The sequence below is a fragment of the Agrobacterium larrymoorei genome, from assembly GCF_013322225.1.
Classification (GTDB): Bacteria; Pseudomonadota; Alphaproteobacteria; order Rhizobiales; family Rhizobiaceae; genus Agrobacterium; species Agrobacterium larrymoorei_A.
This window is the reverse complement of the sequence record NZ_JAAMFB010000015.1, coordinates 80,612-102,721: the sequence shown is the minus strand read 5'-3', so window position 1 is coordinate 102,721 and position 22,110 is coordinate 80,612. Positions and strand designations below refer to the sequence as shown.

General features: G+C 55.1%; 26 protein-coding genes and 4 tRNA genes. 18 read left to right on the top strand and 12 right to left on the bottom strand.

The genetic code is table 11. The features are described 5' to 3' along the window. The first annotated feature begins 299 nt into the window (after positions 1–299). Entirely contained in the window at positions 300–1,856 is a 1,557-nt protein-coding gene (locus tag G6L28_RS08815; protein WP_174063389.1) for an undecaprenyl-phosphate glucose phosphotransferase, read from the top strand. 96 nt (positions 1,857–1,952) lie between these two features. After that, complete coding sequence (locus G6L28_RS08810; protein ID WP_174063388.1) at positions 1,953–2,102, top strand: hypothetical protein; 150 nt, start codon at positions 1,953–1,955, stop codon at positions 2,100–2,102. Positions 2,103–2,133: 31 nt separating this feature from the next. Here the strand turns inward: G6L28_RS08810 and G6L28_RS08805 are convergent, their stop codons facing one another. Next, positions 2,134–2,328 carry a hypothetical protein gene (locus G6L28_RS08805; RefSeq protein WP_174063306.1) on the bottom strand — a complete coding sequence of 65 codons (195 nt, stop codon included), beginning with the start codon at positions 2,326–2,328 and terminating at the stop codon, positions 2,134–2,136. Between the two features lie 105 nt (positions 2,329–2,433). Here G6L28_RS08805 and G6L28_RS08800 point away from each other — a divergent pair. Continuing rightward, positions 2,434–2,510 (top strand) — tRNA-Pro (locus G6L28_RS08800). A gap of 416 nt (positions 2,511–2,926) precedes the next feature. Here the strand turns inward: G6L28_RS08800 and G6L28_RS08795 are convergent. Both G6L28_RS08795 and G6L28_RS08790 read right to left on the bottom strand, forming a co-directional pair. Then, positions 2,927–3,550 (bottom strand): dual specificity protein phosphatase family protein, encoded by a 624-nt coding sequence (locus G6L28_RS08795; RefSeq protein WP_174063387.1) that lies wholly within the window; start codon positions 3,548–3,550, stop codon positions 2,927–2,929. A gap of 123 nt (positions 3,551–3,673) precedes the next feature. Next, positions 3,674–4,261: a YqaA family protein gene (locus G6L28_RS08790; protein WP_174063386.1), complete on the bottom strand. Its 588-nt coding sequence runs from the start codon at positions 4,259–4,261 to the stop codon at positions 3,674–3,676. A 514-nt stretch (positions 4,262–4,775) separates the two neighbouring features. On the opposite strand from G6L28_RS08790, the gene G6L28_RS08785 reads away from it, so the two are divergent. Then, positions 4,776–5,423 carry an exopolysaccharide biosynthesis protein gene (locus G6L28_RS08785; protein ID WP_174063385.1) on the top strand — a complete coding sequence of 216 codons (648 nt, stop codon included), beginning with the start codon at positions 4,776–4,778 and terminating at the stop codon, positions 5,421–5,423. An 86-nt stretch (positions 5,424–5,509) separates the two neighbouring features. Here G6L28_RS08785 and G6L28_RS08780 read toward each other — a convergent pair whose 3' ends face one another. Continuing rightward, on the bottom strand, positions 5,510–5,785 hold the full coding sequence (locus G6L28_RS08780; RefSeq protein WP_174063384.1) for a hypothetical protein: 276 nt from the start codon (positions 5,783–5,785) through the stop codon (positions 5,510–5,512). Between the two features lie 175 nt (positions 5,786–5,960). Here G6L28_RS08780 and G6L28_RS08775 point away from each other — a divergent pair. Further along, positions 5,961–6,035 (top strand) — tRNA-Asn (locus G6L28_RS08775). Positions 6,036–6,128: 93 nt separating this feature from the next. Then, positions 6,129–6,455, top strand: a complete 327-nt coding sequence (locus G6L28_RS08770) for a hypothetical protein (protein ID WP_174063383.1) — start codon at positions 6,129–6,131, stop codon at positions 6,453–6,455. A 3-nt stretch (positions 6,456–6,458) separates the two neighbouring features. Here G6L28_RS08770 and G6L28_RS08765 read toward each other — a convergent pair whose 3' ends face one another. Further along, positions 6,459–6,782: a DUF2934 domain-containing protein gene (locus G6L28_RS08765; RefSeq protein WP_174063382.1), complete on the bottom strand. Its 324-nt coding sequence runs from the start codon at positions 6,780–6,782 to the stop codon at positions 6,459–6,461. A 127-nt stretch (positions 6,783–6,909) separates the two neighbouring features. Here G6L28_RS08765 and G6L28_RS08760 point away from each other — a divergent pair, with 127 nt between their 5' ends. Next, a complete protein-coding gene (locus tag G6L28_RS08760; protein WP_174063381.1) occupies positions 6,910–7,140 on the top strand; it encodes a hypothetical protein in 231 nt (76 codons plus the stop codon). Between the two features lie 47 nt (positions 7,141–7,187). Here G6L28_RS08760 and G6L28_RS08755 read toward each other — a convergent pair whose 3' ends face one another. Then, positions 7,188–7,400: a DUF2842 domain-containing protein gene (locus G6L28_RS08755; protein ID WP_174063404.1), complete on the bottom strand. Its 213-nt coding sequence runs from the start codon at positions 7,398–7,400 to the stop codon at positions 7,188–7,190. Between the two features lie 145 nt (positions 7,401–7,545). Here G6L28_RS08755 and G6L28_RS08750 point away from each other — a divergent pair, with 145 nt between their 5' ends. Next, positions 7,546–8,646 (top strand): COX15/CtaA family protein, encoded by a 1,101-nt coding sequence (locus tag G6L28_RS08750; protein ID WP_174063403.1) that lies wholly within the window; start codon positions 7,546–7,548, stop codon positions 8,644–8,646. Here the strand turns inward: G6L28_RS08750 and G6L28_RS08745 are convergent, their stop codons facing one another. Together G6L28_RS08745 and uvrB are read right to left on the bottom strand one after the other, a co-directional pair. Beyond that, the gene (locus tag G6L28_RS08745) at positions 8,647–9,501 is read right to left on the bottom strand and encodes an aminoglycoside phosphotransferase family protein (RefSeq protein WP_174063402.1); all 855 of its coding nucleotides are present in this window, start codon (positions 9,499–9,501) and stop codon (positions 8,647–8,649) included. 2 nt (positions 9,502–9,503) lie between these two features. Continuing rightward, a complete protein-coding gene (uvrB, locus tag G6L28_RS08740) occupies positions 9,504–12,446 on the bottom strand; it encodes an excinuclease ABC subunit UvrB (protein ID WP_174063380.1) in 2,943 nt (980 codons plus the stop codon). A gap of 254 nt (positions 12,447–12,700) precedes the next feature. Between uvrB and G6L28_RS08735 the strand changes: the two genes are divergently transcribed. The 5 genes from G6L28_RS08735 to G6L28_RS08715 all read left to right on the top strand — a co-directional run bounded on the left by G6L28_RS08735 (position 12,701) and on the right by G6L28_RS08715 (position 16,544). Next, a complete protein-coding gene (locus tag G6L28_RS08735; RefSeq protein ID WP_174063379.1) occupies positions 12,701–13,054 on the top strand; it encodes a DMT family protein in 354 nt (117 codons plus the stop codon). Positions 13,055–13,119: 65 nt separating this feature from the next. Further along, complete coding sequence (locus tag G6L28_RS08730; protein ID WP_174063401.1) at positions 13,120–13,368, top strand: type II toxin-antitoxin system Phd/YefM family antitoxin; 249 nt, start codon at positions 13,120–13,122, stop codon at positions 13,366–13,368. After that, positions 13,358–13,639 (top strand): type II toxin-antitoxin system RelE family toxin, encoded by a 282-nt coding sequence (locus G6L28_RS08725; RefSeq protein ID WP_174063378.1) that lies wholly within the window; start codon positions 13,358–13,360, stop codon positions 13,637–13,639. The genes G6L28_RS08730 and G6L28_RS08725 overlap by 11 nt, the downstream gene beginning before the upstream one ends. Before the next feature lie 148 nt (positions 13,640–13,787). After that, on the top strand, positions 13,788–15,359 hold the full coding sequence (locus tag G6L28_RS08720; RefSeq protein WP_174063377.1) for a DUF1800 domain-containing protein: 1,572 nt from the start codon (positions 13,788–13,790) through the stop codon (positions 15,357–15,359). Between the two features lie 3 nt (positions 15,360–15,362). Further along, a complete protein-coding gene (locus G6L28_RS08715; RefSeq protein WP_174063376.1) occupies positions 15,363–16,544 on the top strand; it encodes a DUF1501 domain-containing protein in 1,182 nt (393 codons plus the stop codon). A 91-nt stretch (positions 16,545–16,635) separates the two neighbouring features. On the opposite strand, the gene G6L28_RS08710 is transcribed toward G6L28_RS08715, so the two are convergent. Further along, complete coding sequence (locus G6L28_RS08710) at positions 16,636–17,022, bottom strand: acyl-CoA thioesterase (protein WP_174063375.1); 387 nt, start codon at positions 17,020–17,022, stop codon at positions 16,636–16,638. Between the two features lie 31 nt (positions 17,023–17,053). After that, positions 17,054–17,935, bottom strand: a complete 882-nt coding sequence (locus G6L28_RS08705; RefSeq protein ID WP_174063374.1) for a TrmH family RNA methyltransferase — start codon at positions 17,933–17,935, stop codon at positions 17,054–17,056. Between the two features lie 210 nt (positions 17,936–18,145). On the opposite strand from G6L28_RS08705, the gene G6L28_RS08700 reads away from it, so the two are divergent. From G6L28_RS08700 to G6L28_RS08685, 4 genes are all read left to right on the top strand, one after another. Further along, a tRNA-Tyr gene (locus G6L28_RS08700) sits at positions 18,146–18,230 on the top strand. A 25-nt stretch (positions 18,231–18,255) separates the two neighbouring features. Next, positions 18,256–18,329 (top strand) — tRNA-Gly (locus G6L28_RS08695). 302 nt (positions 18,330–18,631) lie between these two features. Next, complete coding sequence (locus G6L28_RS08690) at positions 18,632–19,051, top strand: PAS domain-containing protein (RefSeq protein ID WP_174063373.1); 420 nt, start codon at positions 18,632–18,634, stop codon at positions 19,049–19,051. A gap of 124 nt (positions 19,052–19,175) precedes the next feature. Beyond that, entirely contained in the window at positions 19,176–19,532 is a 357-nt protein-coding gene (locus G6L28_RS08685) for an MliC family protein (protein WP_234902508.1), read from the top strand. A gap of 44 nt (positions 19,533–19,576) precedes the next feature. On the opposite strand, the gene G6L28_RS23055 is transcribed toward G6L28_RS08685, so the two are convergent. Further along, positions 19,577–19,699 (bottom strand): hypothetical protein, encoded by a 123-nt coding sequence (locus G6L28_RS23055; protein ID WP_272955841.1) that lies wholly within the window; start codon positions 19,697–19,699, stop codon positions 19,577–19,579. Between the two features lie 207 nt (positions 19,700–19,906). After that, positions 19,907–20,536 (bottom strand): TerC family protein, encoded by a 630-nt coding sequence (locus G6L28_RS08680; protein WP_174063372.1) that lies wholly within the window; start codon positions 20,534–20,536, stop codon positions 19,907–19,909. 352 nt (positions 20,537–20,888) lie between these two features. On the opposite strand from G6L28_RS08680, the gene tuf reads away from it, so the two are divergent. Continuing rightward, complete coding sequence (tuf, locus tag G6L28_RS08675) at positions 20,889–22,064, top strand: elongation factor Tu (protein ID WP_174063360.1); 1,176 nt, start codon at positions 20,889–20,891, stop codon at positions 22,062–22,064. Positions 22,065–22,110: the final 46 nt, after the last annotated feature.

Sequence of the window (22,110 nt, the reverse complement as noted above, 5' to 3'; positions counted from 1 at the left end):
CCGCCGGTCTGCGCGGGCTGGAAAACATTTAAAACTATGGGCAACCCTTTATTGTGAGTGAATAACCTCCAGAAAATTCAGAGATCGAGCCGTCATGTGCTTTCGGGCGCAGGGTGTCGATCCACAGTTGCGGGTGAACTGGTATTGCGTATCCCGCCCCCTAATTTGTCACCACTGCCAATTCCAACTTTATAATTAGAAATTTCTAATTTACTGGTAGGAGCGTGTTCCACCAGTCATAAGCGTTTCTTAGTATGTCTCCTGTACAGTTTCCGAAATTTGGTCTGCGGAAGAAGAGAATGACTGACAGGGGGGAAGACGAAACACGGTTCAACCTCGATTCACTGCGCAGGCAAGTGGCCGAAACTGCCGAGGCGGGCGGTCCCTCACAGCCGAAAGCACCAGTTGAGCTGAACCCGCTGGCTAAGCAGGTCGCAAATCAACTGCGTGGCACGAGCCATTCGCCAGATTTGGTCATCGGGCAACTTCGTCTGTTCGAATTCATCGTTCTCACTGTCATCGCGGTGGCTATCAACGGCATCGAATTGCCGGATGGTTTGAGCTCTCGCGTCGCCATCGCAGCATTATGCATCTGGAGTGCGGGCTTTTGTGCCATGTTGCTTCAGGTGAGCGACACCTATCAGCTTCCGTCGCTTCGCCGCCCGCTTGCGATGATGGGTCGCATTCAGGGCTCGCTGCTGGTTTCTTTCGTCGCCACCGTTCTGCTGATGGTGACATTCGTGCCCGATGACGGATTTTCCTGGCAAGGCTTCATATCGTGGTATGCGCTGAGTGCCGGATTTCTTCTCATTGACAGAACGCTCATCGGTTTTGCCATTCGGCACTGGGGGCGAAATGGCGTAATGGAGCGCCGCGCCGTTATCGTAGGAGGCGGGCAGGCTGCCAAGGACCTCATTCGATCGCTTGAGCAGCATGATAACGATATCCGAATTTGCGGCATCTTTGATGACCGTAAGAGTTCCCGCTCGCCGGATGTGGTTGCGGGATACCCAAAGCTCGGCACGTTTGCCGAGCTGGTAGAATTTGCCCGCCTGACGAAGCTGGATATGTTGATCATCTCGCTCCCCATCAGCGCAGAAGCCCGGATTCTCGAGCTGCTGCGTCAGTTGTGGGTGCTTCCTGTAGATATCCGTATCGCGGCGCATGCCAACAAACTTCGCTTCAGACCGCGCTCCTACTCCCATGTCGGAAGCGTCCCTATGCTCGATGTCATGGACAAACCGCTGAGGGACTGGGATGCTGTGGCAAAGCGGGTATTCGACATTATCTTCAGTGTCGTATGTCTCGTGCTCTTATGGCCTATCATGCTTGCGGCGGCAGTGGCCGTAAAAGCCACGTCGAGAGGGCCTGTCCTTTTCAAGCAGAAACGTCACGGTTTTAATAATGAGACCATCAACGTCTGGAAATTCCGCTCGATGTACACGGAGCTTAGCGATCCGAGTGCCGTTAAAGCGGTGACGAAAAATGATCCGCGTGTGACGCCCGTCGGGCGCTTCATTCGCAAGACCTCGATCGATGAGCTGCCACAGTTATTCAACGTTCTGGCGGGAGATCTGTCTCTGGTAGGGCCGCGTCCCCACGCCGTGCATGCGCAAACGGGCGATTTGAAATATACCGAAGTCGTGGAGCATTATTTCGCTCGTCACAAGGTTAAGCCTGGTGTAACGGGCTGGGCCCAGATCAATGGCTGGCGTGGAGAGATCGACCATAGCGACAAGATCAAGCAGAGAACTGCCTTCGATCTATACTATATCGAAAACTGGTCTTTGTTTCTGGATTTGAAGATACTTGTCTTGACGCCTATCCGGCTGCTGAAGACCGATAACGCCTACTGATTAAATATCCAGATACCCCAATAAAAAGTATTTGTGAGGAACCGTGCGTATCGTTGCGCGTTAAGCGCGGGCACTTTGCTCACAGGGGAAACTGAAATGACGCGATCAAACAATCTATATCTCATCATCGGCGCTCTCGTCGTCGCCGTGATCGGGCTTGGAGCCTATGTCTGGCACGAGGAAACCAAGCCGAAGGGTATCGAGATGAACATAGGTCCGAATGGAGTATCCGTTCAGGAGAACTGATCGGCGGAGGTGGTTGGCGGAGGCTGAAGCCTCACGCCAGCCCCACAAAGGACAGGATCGCGCCAACAACGACGATTAGTCCGACGATGTAAATAATGCTGTTCATATCGATCTCCATTCTCTTGACGCCGCGGTCAACTCCGCAGCGGAATACGAACTGGTAACCCGTAACCCCACGCAGATGTTCCTTGGAAATTCGAAAACTACTCTGCCCAACTTTCTTCATGCCCCTCGTGGCGGTCGCAGTGCGTCTACAAGGGCTCTTTTTTTCCACATCGGACTTTTTCCTCTTGCGCCAAAACAGCCTTCTATATAAACGCCTGTCTTGTGTCGGAGCGTAGCGCAGCCCGGTAGCGCACTTGACTGGGGGTCAAGGGGTCGTGGGTTCGAATCCCGCCGCTCCGACCATTCTAAAAGACTTCATGGCATCCCCCACTTGGCCATGATCCCGCTTCTTCTGATGTTCTTGGTGTTTGAGTATCGCTTCGCCAGTTGTGATAGGCGCTGAGGGCGGCGTGATTTTCAAGATATATGTTCGCAGCCTCTAGCCGGCGATAACCGCCGTTTAAGACGACAAAAAAGTGTAATCCCACTTGTCTTTGTATTTGCTTTATATTTAAGCATTTTGCTGATTGTCTATGCCGCAACGTGGCAAAATAAGACGCATAATCCTCCGCCACTGTCTTGCCACAATGTTTGCTCTGTGTTTAGCTGAACATGCCCTGACTGGAGGGGTACTTTGGTTGAGGTCCGCCGAGCTGGGTGGGACTGCAGGCGGACCTCCCGATTTCATTTCTTATCCAAGCAATGGTAGCCTATCCGGATCATAGATCGTTGCTGGCAAGTGTCAGTGACGGTTGGGCGTCTTGTTGCCGTTGAACGGTGTTTCCATCCGTACGTGAAGCTGCCTCGATTTCCTCCCAAGTTTGATCCATGGCATAGGCAGAGGACAGGTAGGGTATCCCAACGTGTCCGAAACGTAAGGACAGCTGGCGTTCAGCGGTGTCCTCATCCATACCGGCCACCCTGTTCACATATATCGCTGAAGCAAGCCCTGTCCGATCCGAGCCCGATTTGCAGTGGATGAGGATCGGCTTTGGCGCGTTCCGCATGATGTCGATGAGTTGGGCAACGCGCTGGAGATTAAGCTCACGGCGTGCGGACATACCGAAGTCGATATGCGTTATACCAAACCTCTCCGTGGTGGAGACCTCATCCTTGTACCAACGCGAGCGATCGTTTTCCCCGCGAAGGTTGATCACCGTCTTGATGCCGTTTTGCTGAATATAGGCCGCCAGCTGACCCTCGCTCGGTTGGTTGGATCGGTACAGTTGCCCGGCGATAACCTCGTGGAAATTACCTGAGACTTGCAGAAGGCCTAGATATGCCAGGAAAAAAAGGGGGAGGAGAAGAACCAAAGCCGTCAAGCTGATCACGTATCTGCGCATCATCATTTCACCATGAAAACATTGCGCTGAAGATGAAGCGCGATGCTGACAGGAAACTGAACGATTGCAGGTAGAGCGGGAAGGCGTAAGCCGGTTACCGAACCTCAGCTCTTTCGGCTTGTGTCACCGCATGAAGACATAAGCCGTATAGGCGGAAATGAGCAGGATTGCCGCGCCAGTGGTGATGACGCCTAAGCGTTTTTCGATGAAGTGCCGGATGCTCTCGCCGTAGCGCTGCAACAGGCCCGCCAGGATGAAAAAGCGCGCCCCGCGCGTGATGACGGCAGATATGATGAAGAGGCCGAGGTTGATGTTCACCGCGCCGGAGAGAATTGTGACCACCTTGATTGGGGGGAGGTGGGCGATACCTGATGTGATCAGGAGGAGAACGACGGTCTCGTAATCCACCGACGCCTTGAGGTGCTCGAACGTATCCAGCTTTCCATAAAATTCGAGGACCGGGCTCGCAAGAGTATCGAAGGCATAATGGCCCAGATACCAACCGCCGATACCGCCAAGTACGGAAGCAATCGTTGCAACCGTGGCATAGAACATCGCCCGCTTCGGCCGTGCGATCACCATCGGCAGGAAGAGAATGTCGGCGGGAACCAGAAAAATAGAGCTTTCAAGAAATGCAACGAAGGCCAGCCACCAAACCGCAGTCTTCCTGGCGGCCAAGTTGAGGGTCCAGACGTAGAGGCCTCTTAGCATTCGTTGCTCCAGTTTACATGTTCTTTGTGGGCCGATCTCGAGCTGCCTGGAGGCACTGGAGTTCGGGTGGCGGTCGCCGTACACCACAATTGAGTGATGCAATGCAACATTTTGACAGCGGAAATCAACAAATGTTGCGTTGCGGAAATCATCTTCGTGAACACTGACCGCATTTTCAGTCGATTTATGTTGCGCCGCAAATGAAATTCTATTTATGCTTGTATTTTTTCGGCTTTGGAAGTAATATTTGAATGCGAGGACATACTGAAGAGGAGGCAGTAATGAACTACGTCAACATCTTTACTTCGCTAAATCCGTTTATTCTTGCGGTTCTGTTGCTGGTGCTTGCGCTTGGCGCATACAGCAAATGGGTTTCTCACTAACGGAGAGGTCTCAGAGGATGCGAGTCCTCGCGAAGAGGTTGATGCCCCGTCGTGGGTCGTCTTTCATAGTAGGCACTGGATTGCATGAATGTTATCAATTCCGGAAGGTCAACTGACATTCGGAATGAGGCATGACGCAAAACTTCGCTTTCACGGATACGACGGAAAATCTCAGCACTGTCCTTCAGAAGCTGATCGACAGGCTAAGCGGACGTACGATAACCTTGCGTGAACTGATGGAGGCAATCGGAGAGCAGGGCCTTCTGCTTGTCTGCGCAATCGCGTCTCTGCCGTTTTTGATCCCCGTATCGATACCCGGTGTCAGCACGGTCTTCGGCGCTGCGATCATCATGATCAGTCTGGCAATAACGCTCAATCGTCTGCCTTGGCTTCCACAGCGGATTCTCGACAAGGAGATGGAGACTGCGCGTCTCGTTCCAGCCCTGCAAAAGGGTGTGAATATTGTTTCCAGGCTGGACAAGTTCATTCGTCCGCGTCTACCTGCATTCACCAGCGGCGCCGTCGTCAACCGCATCAACGGAATTGCAATCATGGCGGCAGGCTTGTTGCTGATGGCCCCGCTTGGTTTCATACCCTTTTCCAACACGCTGCCAGGAGTTGCCATACTTCTTTTTTCCGCAGGTATGATCCAGCGGGACGGCGCTACGGTTCTCGGCGGGTATCTGTTCCTGTTCTTGACGGTCGTCTATTTTGCAGCGCTCGCATACGCTGCTTTCTGGGCTGGGCAAGGCCTCAGCAACTCCATCAGTGGCGCTTAGTCTACGGCGTGCTTTTAGCACTCACGGCAAACTCTGCTGTACCCTTGCAACTGCTCCATAATCAGGGAAACTAAAAGCCGGTTGCGTCAATCCTTTTTGACGCGACCAGCTTTGGCGCGACGCCTGTATTCCCACCAGATCGCGAGTTGACGACGTTTACGGCGAACGAACCTTAAATCCTGCGAAAGTACCAGCAGCCCGAGTGGGACCATCCAGAAGCCCAATATGGGTAGGAAACCCAGGCATCCTCCAATCACCAGCACGAGGCCAACCACGATACGCCCGACACGGGAACGTGGCATGGGAACCTCCCATTTTCCGAGTTGAAGGCGTCCTGTCTGGTGGTTCATACCGAAGGGCATGTGGAAAAGGTCCTTATAAAACATGGTCGCGAAGTTTTTTGGGGGCGACATGCCCGGAAACGTGGGGTCTTCAGGGGATAAAACAAGAGAGGCGCATTTTTTTTGAAAAAAGCGCTTGGCAAATCGGAAAAGCACCATTATTACCCCGCTCACGCCACGACAAACGGCGCAACGTTCCCTGGTAGCTCAGCGGTAGAGCATTCGACTGTTAATCGACAGGTCGCCGGTTCGAATCCGGCCCGGGGAGCCATTTCTTCTTTAAAAAAGAAATCGGCTACCGCACCCTCCAATTTTCTAACGACAATCATTGCCCATAGTTATCTGCTCAGGCATGGTGAATGCGATGCAGATCGACTGCGACTATATTCAGGCAAATTGGGATTGGGCCGGACACATGCTTGAAGCGCTTGTGATGGCGCTGATTGTTGCCGTTATTTTCAGGCTTTTTTTGAACTGGCATATGTCCGCCATCGCGGGCTTTGCGTTTGCTGCAGGACATTTTCACGGACGCGAGAAGCGGGACTATGAGGTGTCGGTAAAAATGCTACCGCCACATCTCGAGGGATATTATTTCTGGAACTGGTCTTGGGATCAGGCGACCGACTTTTGGCCGACCGCCTTTTTGTGCCTGCTCGTAATCTGGGTCATTTCGCGACGGCTAAAGTATTAGATATCAACGCTTTCCCGCCCGGCCCGGTACGGAAGTCGACGTTGCGGATACAGGATCGCTGGCAGGGAACGTGTCCTCGAGACCTTCTTCCAGTTCGTCCTCGGCGGAGATTTTGTCTTTCGACTGTTCCTTGTTCAGCGAAGCGACCGCAGGGGAGGTTTGAGCTGCGGCGTGCTGATCGGTATCAGGTAGTTGTGAGTTGTCGGCTGCGCCAAATTCCCGCTCCGCCTCGCTCCAGTGACGATCGTGATCGCCATCACGCCGTCCTTCGTTTTCCCATTTTTCGTAAGCTTTTTTCCGAATTTCTGATTCGCGATCACTCTGCATGGTGCTTCTCCCTTTTTGGTTCATGAGAAACAAACGGCAGAATAGTTTTGTTCCTGTCCATATCCTATCACTCTGACGGAACATGGGTGCCGATGGATCGTTGTCTCTTCTCACAAGGGAGAAAACTATGACCAAGGACACAGACACTCATTTGGACATCAAGGACGACGATGTTGCACGCTTTGAAACCGAAGGCGACCTGAAGCAGCACCAGCAGGAAGTCGAGCCGGACGAGCTTATCAACCTTCGCGCTAGAAAGCAGGCCGCACGTCAGCACGAAGATGCCTTTATCGTCGCCACCGATCTGGAAGACGACGATCAGCGTGACGCTGCTCCCGGCACGCGAGAGCAACCGTAATAAAGTCGTCCATGAAGGAAAAGCGGGGCGGGCCTTTGGTCCGCCTTTTATTTTTCAGGCTTGGGACCTGCCATCCACTTTATGATCAGCATCGCTGGCAGGATCCATAAGACGCCCGACAATACAAAATATCCCAGATGTATCCACCAAGGTGACTGAGCAAGCATGGCCGAAGCGAAGGCTGTCGCCAATACCGCGTAGGAAATGACCAGCAGGATGATAAGGATTGTGCCGATAAAGGATCGCAGTCTTGGAGGCATCATACGCTTTCAATCCGTTTCACTTGGCAGATTTTATAGGACCGCGACTCGATGCCGCAAAGCCTGACCACTTGTTTTGCACGGCTTGTTGTTGCAAACCATCCCGAGGAATTGTGGAGTGTCAAGAATGCGTTCCGATTTTGCGATGACGACAGATAGTTCAGCTCACAAACAGGTGGAAACGGCGCTGCAACGGCAGGAAAGCAATCGCCGTCTGTTGCGGATCTGGCTGCGCGTTGTGCTGTTCACGCTGTTCTGTCTCGTACTCGTCGGCGGGGCGACGCGGCTCACGGAATCGGGACTGTCCATAACGGAATGGAAGCCCATTCACGGCGCGATCCCGCCTCTTTCTGTCGAGGAGTGGCAGGAGGAATTCGATCTCTACAGGCGCATTCCACAATATCAGGAAATCAATCGCGGCATGTCGCTGGAGGAGTTCAAAACCATCTTTTGGTGGGAATGGGCACACAGGCTTCTGGCGCGTGCGATCGGCATCATTTTCGCGGTGCCGCTGGCTTACTTCTGGTTTACGGGCCGCATTGAAAAACGCCTTCGCGTGCCGCTCCTCGGTCTATTGGCGCTTGGAGGATTCCAAGGCTTCATAGGCTGGTGGATGGTGTCTTCCGGCCTCGTCAATCGCACGGACGTATCGCAGTACCGCCTTGCCACGCATCTCACGATTGCCTGCCTGATTTTTGCGGGGTGCATGTGGATATTGCGTGGACTTTCCTATCACTCCCCTGAGGCCACGAATGAGCGCGAGGGCAGGGGCTTTGCCGCACTGCTGGCGTTACTCTGTCTTTTCCAGATTTATCTCGGGGCGCTGGTGGCGGGCCTCGATGCAGGGCTTTCTTATAATACTTGGCCGCTGATGGATGGGGCAATCATTCCATCTGATCTTTTCCTGCAACAGCCCTGGTGGATCAACCTGTTTGAAAACCCGAAGACGGTGCAGTTCGTTCACCGCCTTGGTGCCTACACTCTCTTTGCCGCAGCGCTGTGGCATATGGTCAGCATGGGCCGCGCCTTGCCAAACTCTCCACATGCGCGCCGCGCCGCCTTGCTATTGGTGCTGGTGTGCATACAGGCGGCTATCGGCATCACAACGCTGTTGACGCATGTTCATATTCACGTCGCGCTGCTTCATCAGGGTATGGCGTTGTTGGTGCTGGGGTTTGCCATTGCCCACTGGCGCGGCTTTATCGGCGAGTATCCTCCGGAAGTCCGTGTGGATGTGCGCGATTGATCAGAACTGGCTCAGCACGGTTCTGATCGCCTGAGCCACGGTCAACTCATCGTCGCGATCCTGTGTGTTGCTATCTTCTTCGTGCCACGCCGCCGACAGGCAGCCATAGGCGAACGCGTATTGCAGGAGGGTGCGTTCATCACGTTTCAGCGCTTCGGCGAATAATGACGCCATTGAAGCAATGCGCTCTTCGTTATGCGTCAGATCGAAGCGATCCAGCGGATTGGAGAACATGTTGGCGACGTCGAGAGCTGCGTCACCAATCAGGCCTGCGGGATCGATAATAGTCCAGCCACGATGGCTATTCATGATGTTTTCGTGGTGAAGATCGCCATGCAGGGGACGAAAGTTACGCTGGTTGGCAATCAGGTGTTCAGCGGTTGCTGCAGCCTCGGTATAGATGCTGACGGCACCCTGGTTTCGATCCTGCTGAGCCTTTCTGAACAGGCTCTCGAAGTAGCGTGGCAGGGTCAGCAGGCTTTGCGGCGGTGGCAGATCCGAGGACTGATGATAATTGAGAAGCACCTCAATGGCGATTCTGGTGGCTGCTTCATCACCTTCACGCAGTAGCAGGTCACGCAGGGTTTCGCGACCCGCGTGCTCCATCAGCAGAAGATCATGAGTTCGGTCAAGCAGGCGCACACAGCCAATGCCGCTTCGCCATTTCAGGAAGTCCGCACCGCGCTGGCTGTCCTCCAGGACCTTCCGCTTCAGATGTTTGGCAATGGCCAGTGAGCCATCGCGAAGCGTCAGTTCATAGACCGTGCCAGCTGGAGTGTCTGCAATCTCGACAGCATGTTCGACAGTCCAGTCGTCAGGAAAGGCAGGGCGATCCCTCTTTGGCTCCGAATCAATGCCTATCGCCCTGGTCTCCCGGTCTTGCCTTTGGTCCGGCCCTTTCGCTTTTGGTCCACCGGGTCCTCATAGGAGCCCGCGCCAACCTTTCCGCGCACGATTGGACGAGGGTCGTCTTTGTCACCGGTTGCCCGTTCTGGCTGACCCTCCAACAAAGGAGAGAATCGCTTGTCCGGTTCGGTCGTGGGTTTTTCAGGCACGTTGCCACGTACGGGTTTCTCCGTGCGGCCAACCGTCATTTCATCCAGGGTGTTTCTGCGGAAGAGTGGTTTCGCCGTGTCCGTGCCCGGGCCCATGCTGTCCAGATCCGGTTTCGCGAAGAGGGATTTGGAAGGCGCAGTTCCACCCGTTTTTTTGCTTTTAGTGTCACCTTCAAGAGCCCTGGCCTCATCCTTGGCAATTGGATCGTCCATGGTAGCGAGCTCGGCCGCCTTGAGGCGTTTGATTTCGTCGCGCAGGCGGGCGGCTTTTTCGAAGTCGAGGTCAGCTGCTGCATCGCGCATGGATTTTTCCAGTGCGTTGAGGTGGGCCTGCAAATTGTTGCCGACAAGATGGCCGCCATCGGCGAAGCCCTTGCCCGAAGCGCCGGAAATATCGGCTCTTACGTGATCGCGTTCGTAAACCGAATCAAGAATATCGGAAATTTTCGCCTTCACCGATTCCGGCGTAATGCCATGCTCGGCATTGTAGGCCATCTGCTTTTCGCGGCGGCGGCTGGTTTCTTCCATCGCCCGCTTCATGGAGCCGGTAATGTTATCCGCATAGAGGATGACCTTGCCGTCGACGTTACGCGCGGCACGGCCGATGGTCTGGATGAGCGAGGTTTCGGAGCGCAAGAAGCCTTCCTTGTCCGCATCCAGAATGGCGACGAAGCCGCATTCGGGGATGTCTAGACCTTCGCGCAGCAGGTTGATACCTACCAGCACGTCGAAAGCGCCGAGGCGTAGGTCGCGGATGATTTCGATGCGTTCCAGCGTGTCGATATCCGAGTGCATGTAGCGGACGCGAACGCCTTGCTCGTGCAGATATTCGGTCAGGTCTTCGGCCATGCGCTTGGTCAGTACGGTGCAGAGGGTGCGATAACCCTTGGCAGCGGTTTCGCGGATTTCGCCCAGCACGTCATCCACCTGACTGCGTGCAGAGCGAACTTCGACAGGCGGGTCGATAAGGCCTGTGGGGCGGATGACCTGCTCGGCGAAGACGCCGCCGGCCTGTTCCATTTCCCAATTGCCCGGCGTGGCCGACACGGCAACTGTCAATGGGCGCATCGCGTCCCATTCCTCGAAACGCAAAGGGCGGTTGTCCATGCAGGACGGCAGGCGGAAGCCGTATTCGGCAAGCGTCGCCTTACGCCGGAAGTCACCGCGATACATGCCGCCGATCTGGCTGACAGAAACGTGGCTCTCATCGATGAAGAGCAGAGCGTTATCGGGAATATATTCGAACAGCGTCGGCGGCGGCTCGCCCGGACTGCGCCCGGTGAGATAACGCGAATAGTTTTCGATGCCTGCGCAGGAGCCGGTGGCCTCGAGCATTTCGATATCGTAGCGCGTTCTCTGCTCCAGCCGCTGAGCTTCCAGCAAACGACCCGCTTTCTCCAATTCCGCGAGGCGGCCCTTCAGCTCTTGCTTGATGGACTTGATGGCGCCATTCAGCGTCGGGCGCGGCGTAACATAGTGCGAATTGGCATAAATCTTGACCGATTGCAGATCGCCGGTCTTCTGGCCTGTCAGCGGATCGAATTCTGTAATGCTGTCGATCTCATCACCGAACATGGAGATGCGCCATGCGGCATCTTCCAAGTGGGCGGGGAAAATTTCGATGGTATCGCCGCGCACGCGGAAAGAGCCGCGCTGGAAATCCATGTCGCGGCGCTTGTATTGTTGGGCGACGAGGTCGGCCAGCAACTGACGCTGATCCAGCCTGTCGCCAACTGCCATCTGGAATGTCATGGCGGTGTAGGTTTCGACCGAGCCGATACCATAGATGCAGGAAACCGAGGCGACGATGATGCAATCGTCCCGCTCAAGCAGCGAGCGGGTGGCGGAGTGGCGCATACGATCGATCTGTTCGTTGATCGAGGATTCTTTTTCGATGAAGGTATCCGAGCGCGGCACATAGGCCTCAGGCTGGTAGTAGTCGTAATAGGACACGAAATATTCGACGGCGTTATCGGGAAAGAAATTCTTGAATTCCGAATAAAGCTGCGCGGCGAGCGTCTTGTTGGGCGCCAGGATTACGGCTGGACGTTGGGTGGCCTCGATAACCTTCGCCATGGTGAAGGTCTTGCCGGAGCCGGTGACGCCCAGCAGTACCTGCGAACGTTCGTTGGAATTGATACCCTCGACGAGATCGGCGATAGCCGTAGGCTGGTCACCTGCGGGCTGATAGTCCGATGCCATTCGGATCGAAATGCCACCTTCGGATTTCTCCGGGCGCGCGGGACGGTGCGGCGTCCAGAGCTTGCCGTCCTTGAACAGAGGATTGCCGCTTTCAATAAGCTTCGCCAGCGCATCGACCGTAGCCGTTACTGAACCGGTGGCGAGACTGCCAGCATCTTCCAGGCTCACGTCCATGCCTGCCACGGGATTAAGGCCGGCGGCGGCGCGGGTCTTCGGGTCGCTGGAAGCGCCGATAGAGACGCCGCGGGCGGTCTTGGAGACAGTTGCCTTCTTGTTGACGCTAACAGCTCCGCCCTTGGTTTTCGCGGCCTCATCGATGGCCTGCTTGCGGGCTTCGATCTCGATCTTCTTGCGGTGTTTGCCGGCTTTCGAGGCGATTTCGCGCTGTGTCTCGACGGAGGATGCTTCGGCTTCCGCTTCAAGCTGTTTCACCCAATCGGAGACGCTGCCGGAAAGCGGCGCGCCTTCGAACGGTGCCTGCGGCATTTCCGCGAAGCCATCGGAACGAGAGGTATCGGAGGGTTTTTTTGGAGATTTGGCCATGCGGGGAATATGGAGAGAGTCCAGAGAAAAAGGAAGGGGCGAGGGCATAAAACCGGGTACAAACCGGAAACATTTCTTCCGTCGGAACCGTATCGAACCTTCCGCGTTTTCCCGCGCCCTAACCCACAAGGTCGAAGGCGCGTCAAAAGCCTGTTCCGGTTTGCAGCAGCTTGCGCTAAGCAATACGTCGCAAGCCGGAACAGGTTCCATGTTTCGGATCCATTTATCCCTCCCTGTCTTCCAATAGGTCGATCATGCCTTTTTCGATTACCCCTGCGCACATCTGGCCAGTCCTGATGCTGGTTGCATCCAACGTCTTCATGACCTTCGCCTGGTACGGACATCTCAAGCACAAGGGCAGCGCCCTGTTCCTGGCAATCTTGGTGAGCTGGGGCATCGCTTTCTTCGAGTATTGCCTCGCCGTTCCCGCCAACAGATTGGGCTCAGAGGTCTATTCGACCGCTCAGTTGAAAACGATGCAGGAAGTCATCACTCTGACTGTCTTCGCATTGTTTTCGATCTTCTGGTTGAAAGAGAGTTTCTCGATCAACCACCTGATCGGATTCGCGCTGATTGCGTTCGGAGCATCGTTCCTGTTCCGGTCTTGAACCACCTTGAAAGACCTGTTGAGAGTGCTATTTTAAGCGCTCTTAACAGTGTTCGAGGTAGAGAAATGGCGCATGTGGTTTTAGCCGAGATGACGGCAAGCGTATCAGAACTCAAAAAGAATCCTATGGGAACCGTCGCTGCCGGTGACGGTGCTCCTGTTGCCATTCTCAATAGAAACGAGCCTGCATTTTATTGCGTTCCTGCCAAAGCTTATGAGGCTATGATGGAGCGCCTCGATGATATCGAGCTGAATAAAATTGCGGACGCTCGCGCAGATAATCCCGTCATTCGCATGGCACTCGATGACCTTTGAGCTTGGTTTCGTTGATGCCGCTCTAAAAGAATGGCGCAAGCTCGATAGCAACACGCGAGATCAGTTCAAAAAGAAACTCCGCGAGAGGCTGGAGAATCCCCGGATACCCTCCGCAAAACTTTCCGGTCATCCTGATCGTTACAAAATCAAGCTCCGAGGCGCTGGCTATCGCTTGGTTTATGAGGTGCGGGATGAGGACATATTAGTCTTTGTTATCGCAGTGGGCAGGCGTGACCGGTCGCAGGTTTATCAAGTGGCTGAGAAGCGCTGATCAGTCAGTCAGCGCTTCTCTTCATTACGCGGCATCAATGCGCATATTACAAATTATCCATGTCCTGAAAACACCACAGTTTCGCAACTTTTCTGCCTGAATTGGCGCTGATTCTCCGCTCAACACAGTGGTGGCAGGAGTGGCGAAAATGGCTCCTTTTTCTCCGACGTTGGCGGCGATCCGATATGGTTATGGCCTCGCGCCAGACCAGGTGCTCAGTAAAAATGCCGATGACTTGCTTGTGCAGCTTGCGGATGCGCCTATGCGCGACAGCTTCTTTCCGATTGGTGGTACATTCGATGCGCGCCAGCGGGCAGATGATCTAGCGCAGGGACTGGTGGCCATCCGTCCCGCGAACAATGGCGGCGAGCGGGATCGTGATGCGCGGCGGGCCTTGCAGAAAAAAGCCGAACAAAGCTTTCAGCGCGACAGCCTTTGTCGCGTCATGCAGGCGGTATTTTCGCCCTATGGATTTCATGAGCGTCTTTCAGCTTTCTGGTTCGACCATTTTTCGGTCAATGCCCGGAAAACCCTGCCAATGCGCGTGATTACGCCGCTTTACGAGTTGGAGGCGATCCGTCCGCATCTGGCTGGACCTTTCCGCGATCTTTTGCAAGCTGCTGTGCTTCATCCCGCCATGTTGATCTATCTCGATCAGAATCGCTCGGCGGGGCCGGAGTCTGTGGCTGCGGAAGACGGTAAGCGGGGTCTAAACGAGAACCTTGGGCGGGAACTGCTGGAATTGCACACCATGGGCGCGGGCAGCGGCTATACCCAGGCGGACGTGCGTTCTGCCGCGCTGGTGTTGACGGGCATGACGGTCGATAACAGCTACGAAATGCTGTTCCGCCCCCGCATGGCGGAGCCGGGCGGCATCAAGGTCTTGGGCGTATCCTATGGCGGACGAAGACGAACGGCAGATGATTGTATCGTGATGCTGGACGATCTGGCCAGCAGGCCGGAAACAGCCCAGCATATTTGCCGCAAACTGGCAGCCCATTTCATATCCGACGACCCGCCCGTGGATGTGGTGCAGGCGATGGTGCGTGAGTGGATGGCCAGCGAAGGCAATCTGGTGAAGGTTTATGCCGCCATGCTCAACCAGACCCGCGCGTGGCAGGAGCCTGGTGCGAAAATGAAGCTTCCATTCGACTACGTCGTTTCAGGTCTGCGCGCTTTCGGTCTCAACAAAAAGAATTGGCGTGAGAAATTGTCTCCAGATGGAGACAATGATTTTCTACCCTTCTCGACACCACCAGCCACTGAGCGGAATGTCGATGCGGCGGGCATGGACGATCATGCCGAAAGGGCGGTGGGCGAGGGCGATATGGCGGGTATGACGACCCCGGCGGCGACGAATAATAGCCCGTCAGGCGACCCTGCGCCAACTCAGCCGCCGAAGAACAAACCCAGCCTTGCCCGCACGCTGACGCTTGCATCGCTGCGGCGCATGGGGCAGCCGGTCTGGCAACCGCCGAGCCCGGCAGGTTTCGAGGAAGGTGTGGCTTCATGGCTGTCCCCAAGCCAGATGAGCGAGCGCATACTCTGGGCGCGCAAGGCATCCACGACACTTGGCAGTGACATGGAGCCTCGAAAATTTCTGGAAGTGGCGTTGGCCGATATGGCGCGGGACGACACGATCCGCGTGGTTTCGCAGGCACCAAACAGATTTAGCGGGCTGACGCTTGCGCTTTCCTCACCGGAATTTAACAGGAGATAGGACATGGCCTTCTCTCAGGATTTATTGTTAAGCCGCCGCAGTTTTCTGGTTACGGCTTGCTGCGCAGCGGCAGTGCCGGTGTTCTCCCCGGTCAGCTTTGCGGCCATGCCTGGAGACAACCGCTTCGTGACCATCGTTTTGCGCGGTGCTATGGACGGGCTTGATCTTGTGCAGCCCTATGGCGATCCGGCCTTTGCAGGCTTCCGCCCAACGCTGGCCCTAACGCCCGATACGGGGCTGATTGATCTGGACGGTCATTTCGGTCTCAATCCGGCGGCTCAGCCGCTGATGCCTTTGTGGCAGGCGAAGGAACTGGCCTTCATTCATGCGGTTTCGACGCCCTATCGTGATCAACGGAGCCACTTCGATGGGCAGGATATGCTGGAAAGTGGTGGCGAAGCGGTTCATGGCGAACGTACCGGCTGGCTCAATCGTGCGCTTGCCGCAATTCCGCGTTCGCAGGATCGCAAGGCTATCGATATCAATACCTCGATGGAGCTTATCCTCTCAGGGCCGAACGAAGCCGATGTCTGGGCGACGACCTCCAACATGACGATGGCGGCAGATGACGTTGCCTTCTTCAAACGGCTTTACGCAAATGATGCGGGTTTCAGCAGGGTGCTGGCAGAGGCGTTGCGCACGGACATGTCCGCCGAGCAACTTTTTCAGGATGAAAAACGTGGGCAGGGAATCCGAGACATAGCCAAACTTGCAGGCGGGATGCTGCGAGAAGATTATCGTATCGCCAGCTTCTCGATAGACGGATGGGATACCCATGCAGGCCAAAAGGCACAGTTCGCCCGCACTGTGAAAGACCTGACGATTGCGCTGACCACACTGAAAGACGCACTCGGCCCGGATGTCTGGAAAAAGACTGTGGTGCTGGCCATGACCGAATTCGGGCGCACCGCGAGAGAAAATGGCACCGGCGGCACCGACCACGGAACAGGCGGCGGTGCGCTTCTGGCTGGTGGCGGCATATACGGCGGTCGCGTTCTGGGCAACTGGCCCGGCTTGGGCGATGGTAAACTGCTCGACGACCGTGACCTGATGCCAACAGGCGACGTCCGAGAACTCGCCGCCGCGATGCTTTATCGCCAGTTCGATGTTGGCAGTGAAGCGCTGACAAACGGCATATTTCCTGGATTGGCGTTCGACAGGTCATCTGCGTTTTTGAAGGTTTGATCGGGCGGTGCCCTCATGCTGAGGTGCTTTGCCCAACGGGCAAAACCTCGAAACATCGCCGCCGGATGGTTCTGTTCGTGTCGCACCTTAATCATTCCCCAGGAATAGGCGTCGGCTTTCCGTTTTCATCCATCGCCACCATGATGAAAGTACCGGCCGTCACCTTCTCCAATACATCATAGCGCGAGCGTTGCGCCCAAGCTTCGACGGTGAGCGTGATGGAGGTGCGACCCACTCTGACGATTTCGGTGTAGATCGATAGCGTATCGCCGATCTTTACCGGCAGTTCGAAGGCCATTTCCTTCACGGCTGCCGTGACCACGCGACAGCGGGCGCGTTCCGCTGCGCGAATGCCGCTCGCCAAGTCCATCTGCGACATGACCCAACCGCCGAAGATATCGCCAGCAGGATTGGCATCTGCGGGCATTGCGAGGGTGCGAAGGGTGAGTTCGCCAGTTGGTTTGATCATGTCAGGCATTCGGTCTCCGGTCTTTGTCAGGATTGAGCGATCAGTTCTTGGCCAGGAATTGACGGGTAGCATAGAGGGCGATGGCGGCAGCGTTGGAAACGTTTAGCGACTTGATCTCGCCCGGCATGTCGAGGCGTGCGAGATGGGAGACAGTCTCCCGCGTCTTTTGCCTCAGTCCTTTGCCTTCAGCTCCCAGCACCAGAGCGATTTTCTCGCCGCTAAACGTTTTCTCGATTGGCGCAGGGCCTTCCGAATCGAGGCCTATGGAGGTGAAGCCAAGCTTGTGAAGCTCGCCCAGAGCGTCTGACAGATTGGTAATCTGGATGTAGGGAATCATTTCCAACGCACCGGATGCTGATTTGGCAAGCACGCCAGATTCGGTCGGGCTGTGGCGCATGGTGGTAATCAGCGCGCCTGCGTTGAAGGCCACGGCCGAGCGCATGATCGCACCCACATTGTGCGGATCCGTGACCTGATCGAGAACCAGAATAAGAGGACTGTCCTTTAGCGCGGAAAGCCTGCGAACGGGCAGGGGCCGCGTTTCCAGCATGACGCCCTGATGGATTGCTTCAGGACCAAGAATCCTGTCGATATCCTGCGGTGAGACCAACTCGACCGGGAAAGGCTGCGCGTCGGCCTCGCCGATATCGAGACGGGCGAAAGCGTTCTGCGTGACCGACAGCTTGATGATCTCGCGCTCTTTATTTGCCAGCGCGGCGCGAACCGTGTGCAGGCCATAAAGATAGACCTGATCTGCTGACAGCTGCGGCGGCTTCCAGTCGTCACCGCCTTTATGCTTGCGCTTCTGCGGTGGTGGGGTGGGGATTTCGCCACGCTCACGCTTGGCATCGCGCACGGCACGACGAAGATTTGCGTAATGCGTATCGCGGGTGGATTTATCTTTGGGGGCATCTTTGCTCATGTCGCCTTATATATCCGGCATCTTGCGCGCACCAGCCCCCGTGTCATCCACAGGGCATTGAACGCGAACGAATTTTTTCGGAAAAATTCGTGAACAGGCGTGTTGACAGACGCGGCATCGGCAGTCATATACGCGGCCACAGACGACGAACGGCTCAGCGCCGAACGGAAATCTGGACTAAGCTTGGTCGCTTGATCCTCGCAGAATACTGGAGGAATGCCCGAGTGGTTAAAGGGGACGGACTGTAAATCCGTTGGCTCAGCCTACGTTGGTTCAAATCCAACTTCCTCCACCATTCTGCACGGATCGAGACCATCGCCGCGGGTATAGCTCAATGGTAGAGCAGCAGCCTTCCAAGCTGAATACGCGGGTTCGATTCCCGCTACCCGCTCCAGCATCCCTTTGGAATTTTAAATAACAAGACACAGTGGTCGCGCTGACGAGCGTTCGTTCGCCATCTGATGTTTTCCGCATAGTTTTACTGGGCGATTAATTCTCTACCTTCGCCGTCCTCTCACAAAAATAGATTTATTTTGCTGGCTGCCTCTTGCGAAAAGCATCTATATACGAATGTATTACGTGAACATTTTAGCTGGTTGAGATATAGATTGTCTTATCAAGATTTTGCACTGACCTTTACCGCCCGGCGGACAACGCTAATTAATGTAGTCAATTTGATAACCTCTGGATCAAGCAATGCCTGATACCACTTCGCATCAGCGTTATGTCGCGATCAGTTTCGGCGGTTTTTACACATGGGATGTGACCCAAAACACTTTTTGGGCCGACGACAAGTTTGCGCAAATCACTGGCATTCCGCTGGGGGAGCTTGATGCTGGTATCCCTGCCGAACGAATGATGGCGATCATTCATCCCGATGATCTACCTTTCGTCGTGGAAGGTATCAAGAATTCGGTATTGTCCGGTGATTCATTCGAGATGGTCTACAGGGTTTTGCGCGACAACGTGTATGTGAAGATCGTTGAGTACGGTAAATGCTTTCGTCACACGGATGGCGTGGCAACGCTGTTCACGGGCATTGTTTTCGACACATGCCCCTATTCGGAGCAGGCTTCAAACGTCAATGCACCGCTCGGTGTGAACCCGGTGAAATAGCTACTCCCACGCCAGCTTCCCCGACCGGTCGGTAAGTCGCCATATTTTCCACTAGTCTAGTCGCTGATCGAAACAGCTGACCGCTGCAAAAGCGGTGATGCGATGCAATAGGAATTGGCGAAATTTGAAACGAGTCTTTGCGTTCACGATGGTGGCACTTGGTGCGGCCACGCCGCTCCGGGCCGATGATATTACGCTTCCAATGCCCGGCGACACTAAGGTCGAGCAGGTGACTGCGCGCTATCAATGCGGTGCCGAGGTGGTTTCCGTCGTCTATATAAATGCGGGAAGTGTAAATCTGGCCCGTCTCGAAATGGGCAATACGATCATCGTTGCTTCCAGCATTATATCCGCATCCGGCGCAAAATACGCAGGTGGACCATATATCTGGTGGTCGAAAGGCGATAATGCCGACCTGTACGATGTGATGCGCGACCCGGACATGAAAGATCCTAGGCATTGCGAGACCAAGAAGGATTGATGTTGGGGGAGAGGGCGGATTTTCGCGCCCCCTTATTCCATGTGTCAGACGGTATGGCCGTATATCAGCTGCGCCACAAATATCGCGAGAAACAAGGCGCAGAATGCTGCGCCGATCTTCAGTTTGCGAAAGCGGCGAACACGTCCGCCGGACCAGTCATAAGCCATTGTTCAGACTGCCTTTATCGTTATCGTTATTCCCAGACAAATGGCCGTCTATGCTTGTGCGAGGCTGACGACAACCATGAAAATATAGGGGCAAACATTGCGACTTGCGGTTTGTCTTTGCGTCTTTCTTGAGCGGAAATCGGCTCGTGCACGAGATGAAAAGGCCCGGACATCGAAGCAATCCGGGCCTTTTACTTATGGTGAAGCTCAGCCGAAATAAGGCTGTATATAAGGCCATACCTCTACAAAGCCGTGATAGAGCATGTTGAGCGCCACATAGACGATCACGATCAGGCCGAGATAGGAAATCCAGCGATAGCGATGAAGCAGTTTCGCTACGAAGTTTGCCGCAAGGCCCATCAGGGCAATCGAAACGACCAGCCCGATGATCAGAACCGTGACATGCTCCTGGGCCGCTCCTGCCACTGCCAAGACGTTATCCAGCGACATCGAGACGTCTGCTATGACGATTTGAGTCGCCGCCTGGAAGAAGGTTTTATGACCCTTGGTAAGATCGACCTCCTCGTCTGTGACTTCGTCCACGGTGTTGTTCTGCTCGCGCAGCTCGCTCCACATTTTCCAGCAAACCCAGGCCAGCAGAAGGCCGCCGAATAATTGCAGGCCGACGATTGCCAGCAATTGCACCGTGACTGCGGCGAAAGCTATGCGCAGCACTGTAGCTGCAATGATGCCGACAAGAATCGCCTTGCGGCGCAGGTGAGCGGGAAGACCGGCCGCGGCAAGTCCGATAACGATGGCGTTGTCGCCGGCCAGGACGAGATCGATGGCGATGACCTGAAGAAATGCCGTAAAACCGGCAGCAGTAAAGATTTCCATAGTTTATCCTGAAGCGGATGAGAATTGTGCCGCAGGAGAGTACGACTTTAGGGTGGGGCAGGCCGGAACGTACACGTTCCCAATCTTCGCCAGTCTCCTCCGGGCGAGGTTTGTCAATATGACAGGAATCACAATTTCGTAAAGAGATGTGTTTTGCCGTTGCCGGTTGTAGTCGTTTTCATGGCTTGATCGCTCGTATTTTATAACCATATAACGCCCATTCCTCTGGTTTGGGTCGTGTATTTGGTGCCTTGACAATTAAGTCTTGCGCATTTGCCTACAAACCCTTAAACGGCGACACCAAACCGGTACGCCCGGGGAAACTACTTCACGTTCACAGGAAGCAATTCACATGGCAAAGAGCAAGTTTGAGCGCAATAAGCCGCACGTCAACATCGGCACGATCGGTCACGTTGACCACGGCAAGACGTCTTTGACTGCAGCGATCACGAAGTTCTTCGGCGAGTTCAAGGCGTATGACCAAATCGACGCCGCTCCTGAAGAAAAGGCTCGTGGTATCACGATTTCGACGGCCCACGTAGAGTATGAGACGCCAAACCGTCACTATGCGCACGTCGACTGCCCCGGCCACGCCGACTACGTGAAGAACATGATTACCGGTGCTGCGCAGATGGACGGCGCGATCCTGGTTTGCTCTGCTGCTGACGGCCCAATGCCACAGACCCGCGAGCACATCCTGCTTGCTCGTCAGGTGGGCGTTCCGGCGATCGTCGTGTTCCTCAACAAGGTCGACCAGGTTGACGACGCAGAACTGCTCGAGCTCGTTGAGCTTGAAGTTCGCGAACTTCTGTCGTCCTACGACTTCCCAGGCGACGATATTCCAATAGTCAAGGGTTCGGCTCTTGCAGCTCTTGAAGACTCTGACAAGAAGATCGGTGAAGACGCAATCCGCGAGCTGATGGCTCAGGTTGACGCCTACATTCCGACGCCTGAGCGTCCAATCGACCAGCCGTTCCTGATGCCGATCGAAGACGTGTTCTCGATCTCTGGCCGTGGTACGGTTGTGACGGGTCGCGTTGAGCGCGGTATCGTCAAGGTTGGCGAAGAAGTCGAAATCGTCGGCATCAAGGCAACGTCGAAGACGACGGTTACCGGCGTTGAAATGTTCCGCAAGCTGCTCGATCAGGGCCAGGCTGGCGACAACATCGGCGCACTGGTTCGCGGCGTTACCCGTGACGGCGTCGAGCGTGGTCAGATCCTTTGCAAGCCAGGTTCTGTGAAGCCGCACAAGAAGTTCATGGCAGAAGCCTACATCCTGACGAAGGAAGAAGGCGGCCGTCATACGCCGTTCTTCACGAACTACCGTCCTCAGTTCTACTTCCGTACGACGGACGTGACCGGTATTGTTTCGCTTCCAGAAGGCACGGAAATGGTTATGCCAGGCGACAACGTCACCGTTGAAGTCGAACTGATCGTTCCGATCGCGATGGAAGAAAAGCTGCGCTTCGCTATCCGCGAAGGCGGCCGTACCGTCGGCGCCGGCATCGTTGCCTCGATCATCGAGTAATCTTTTCTCGCAAGGGAATTGATGGAGCCCCGCTGGAATCAGCGGG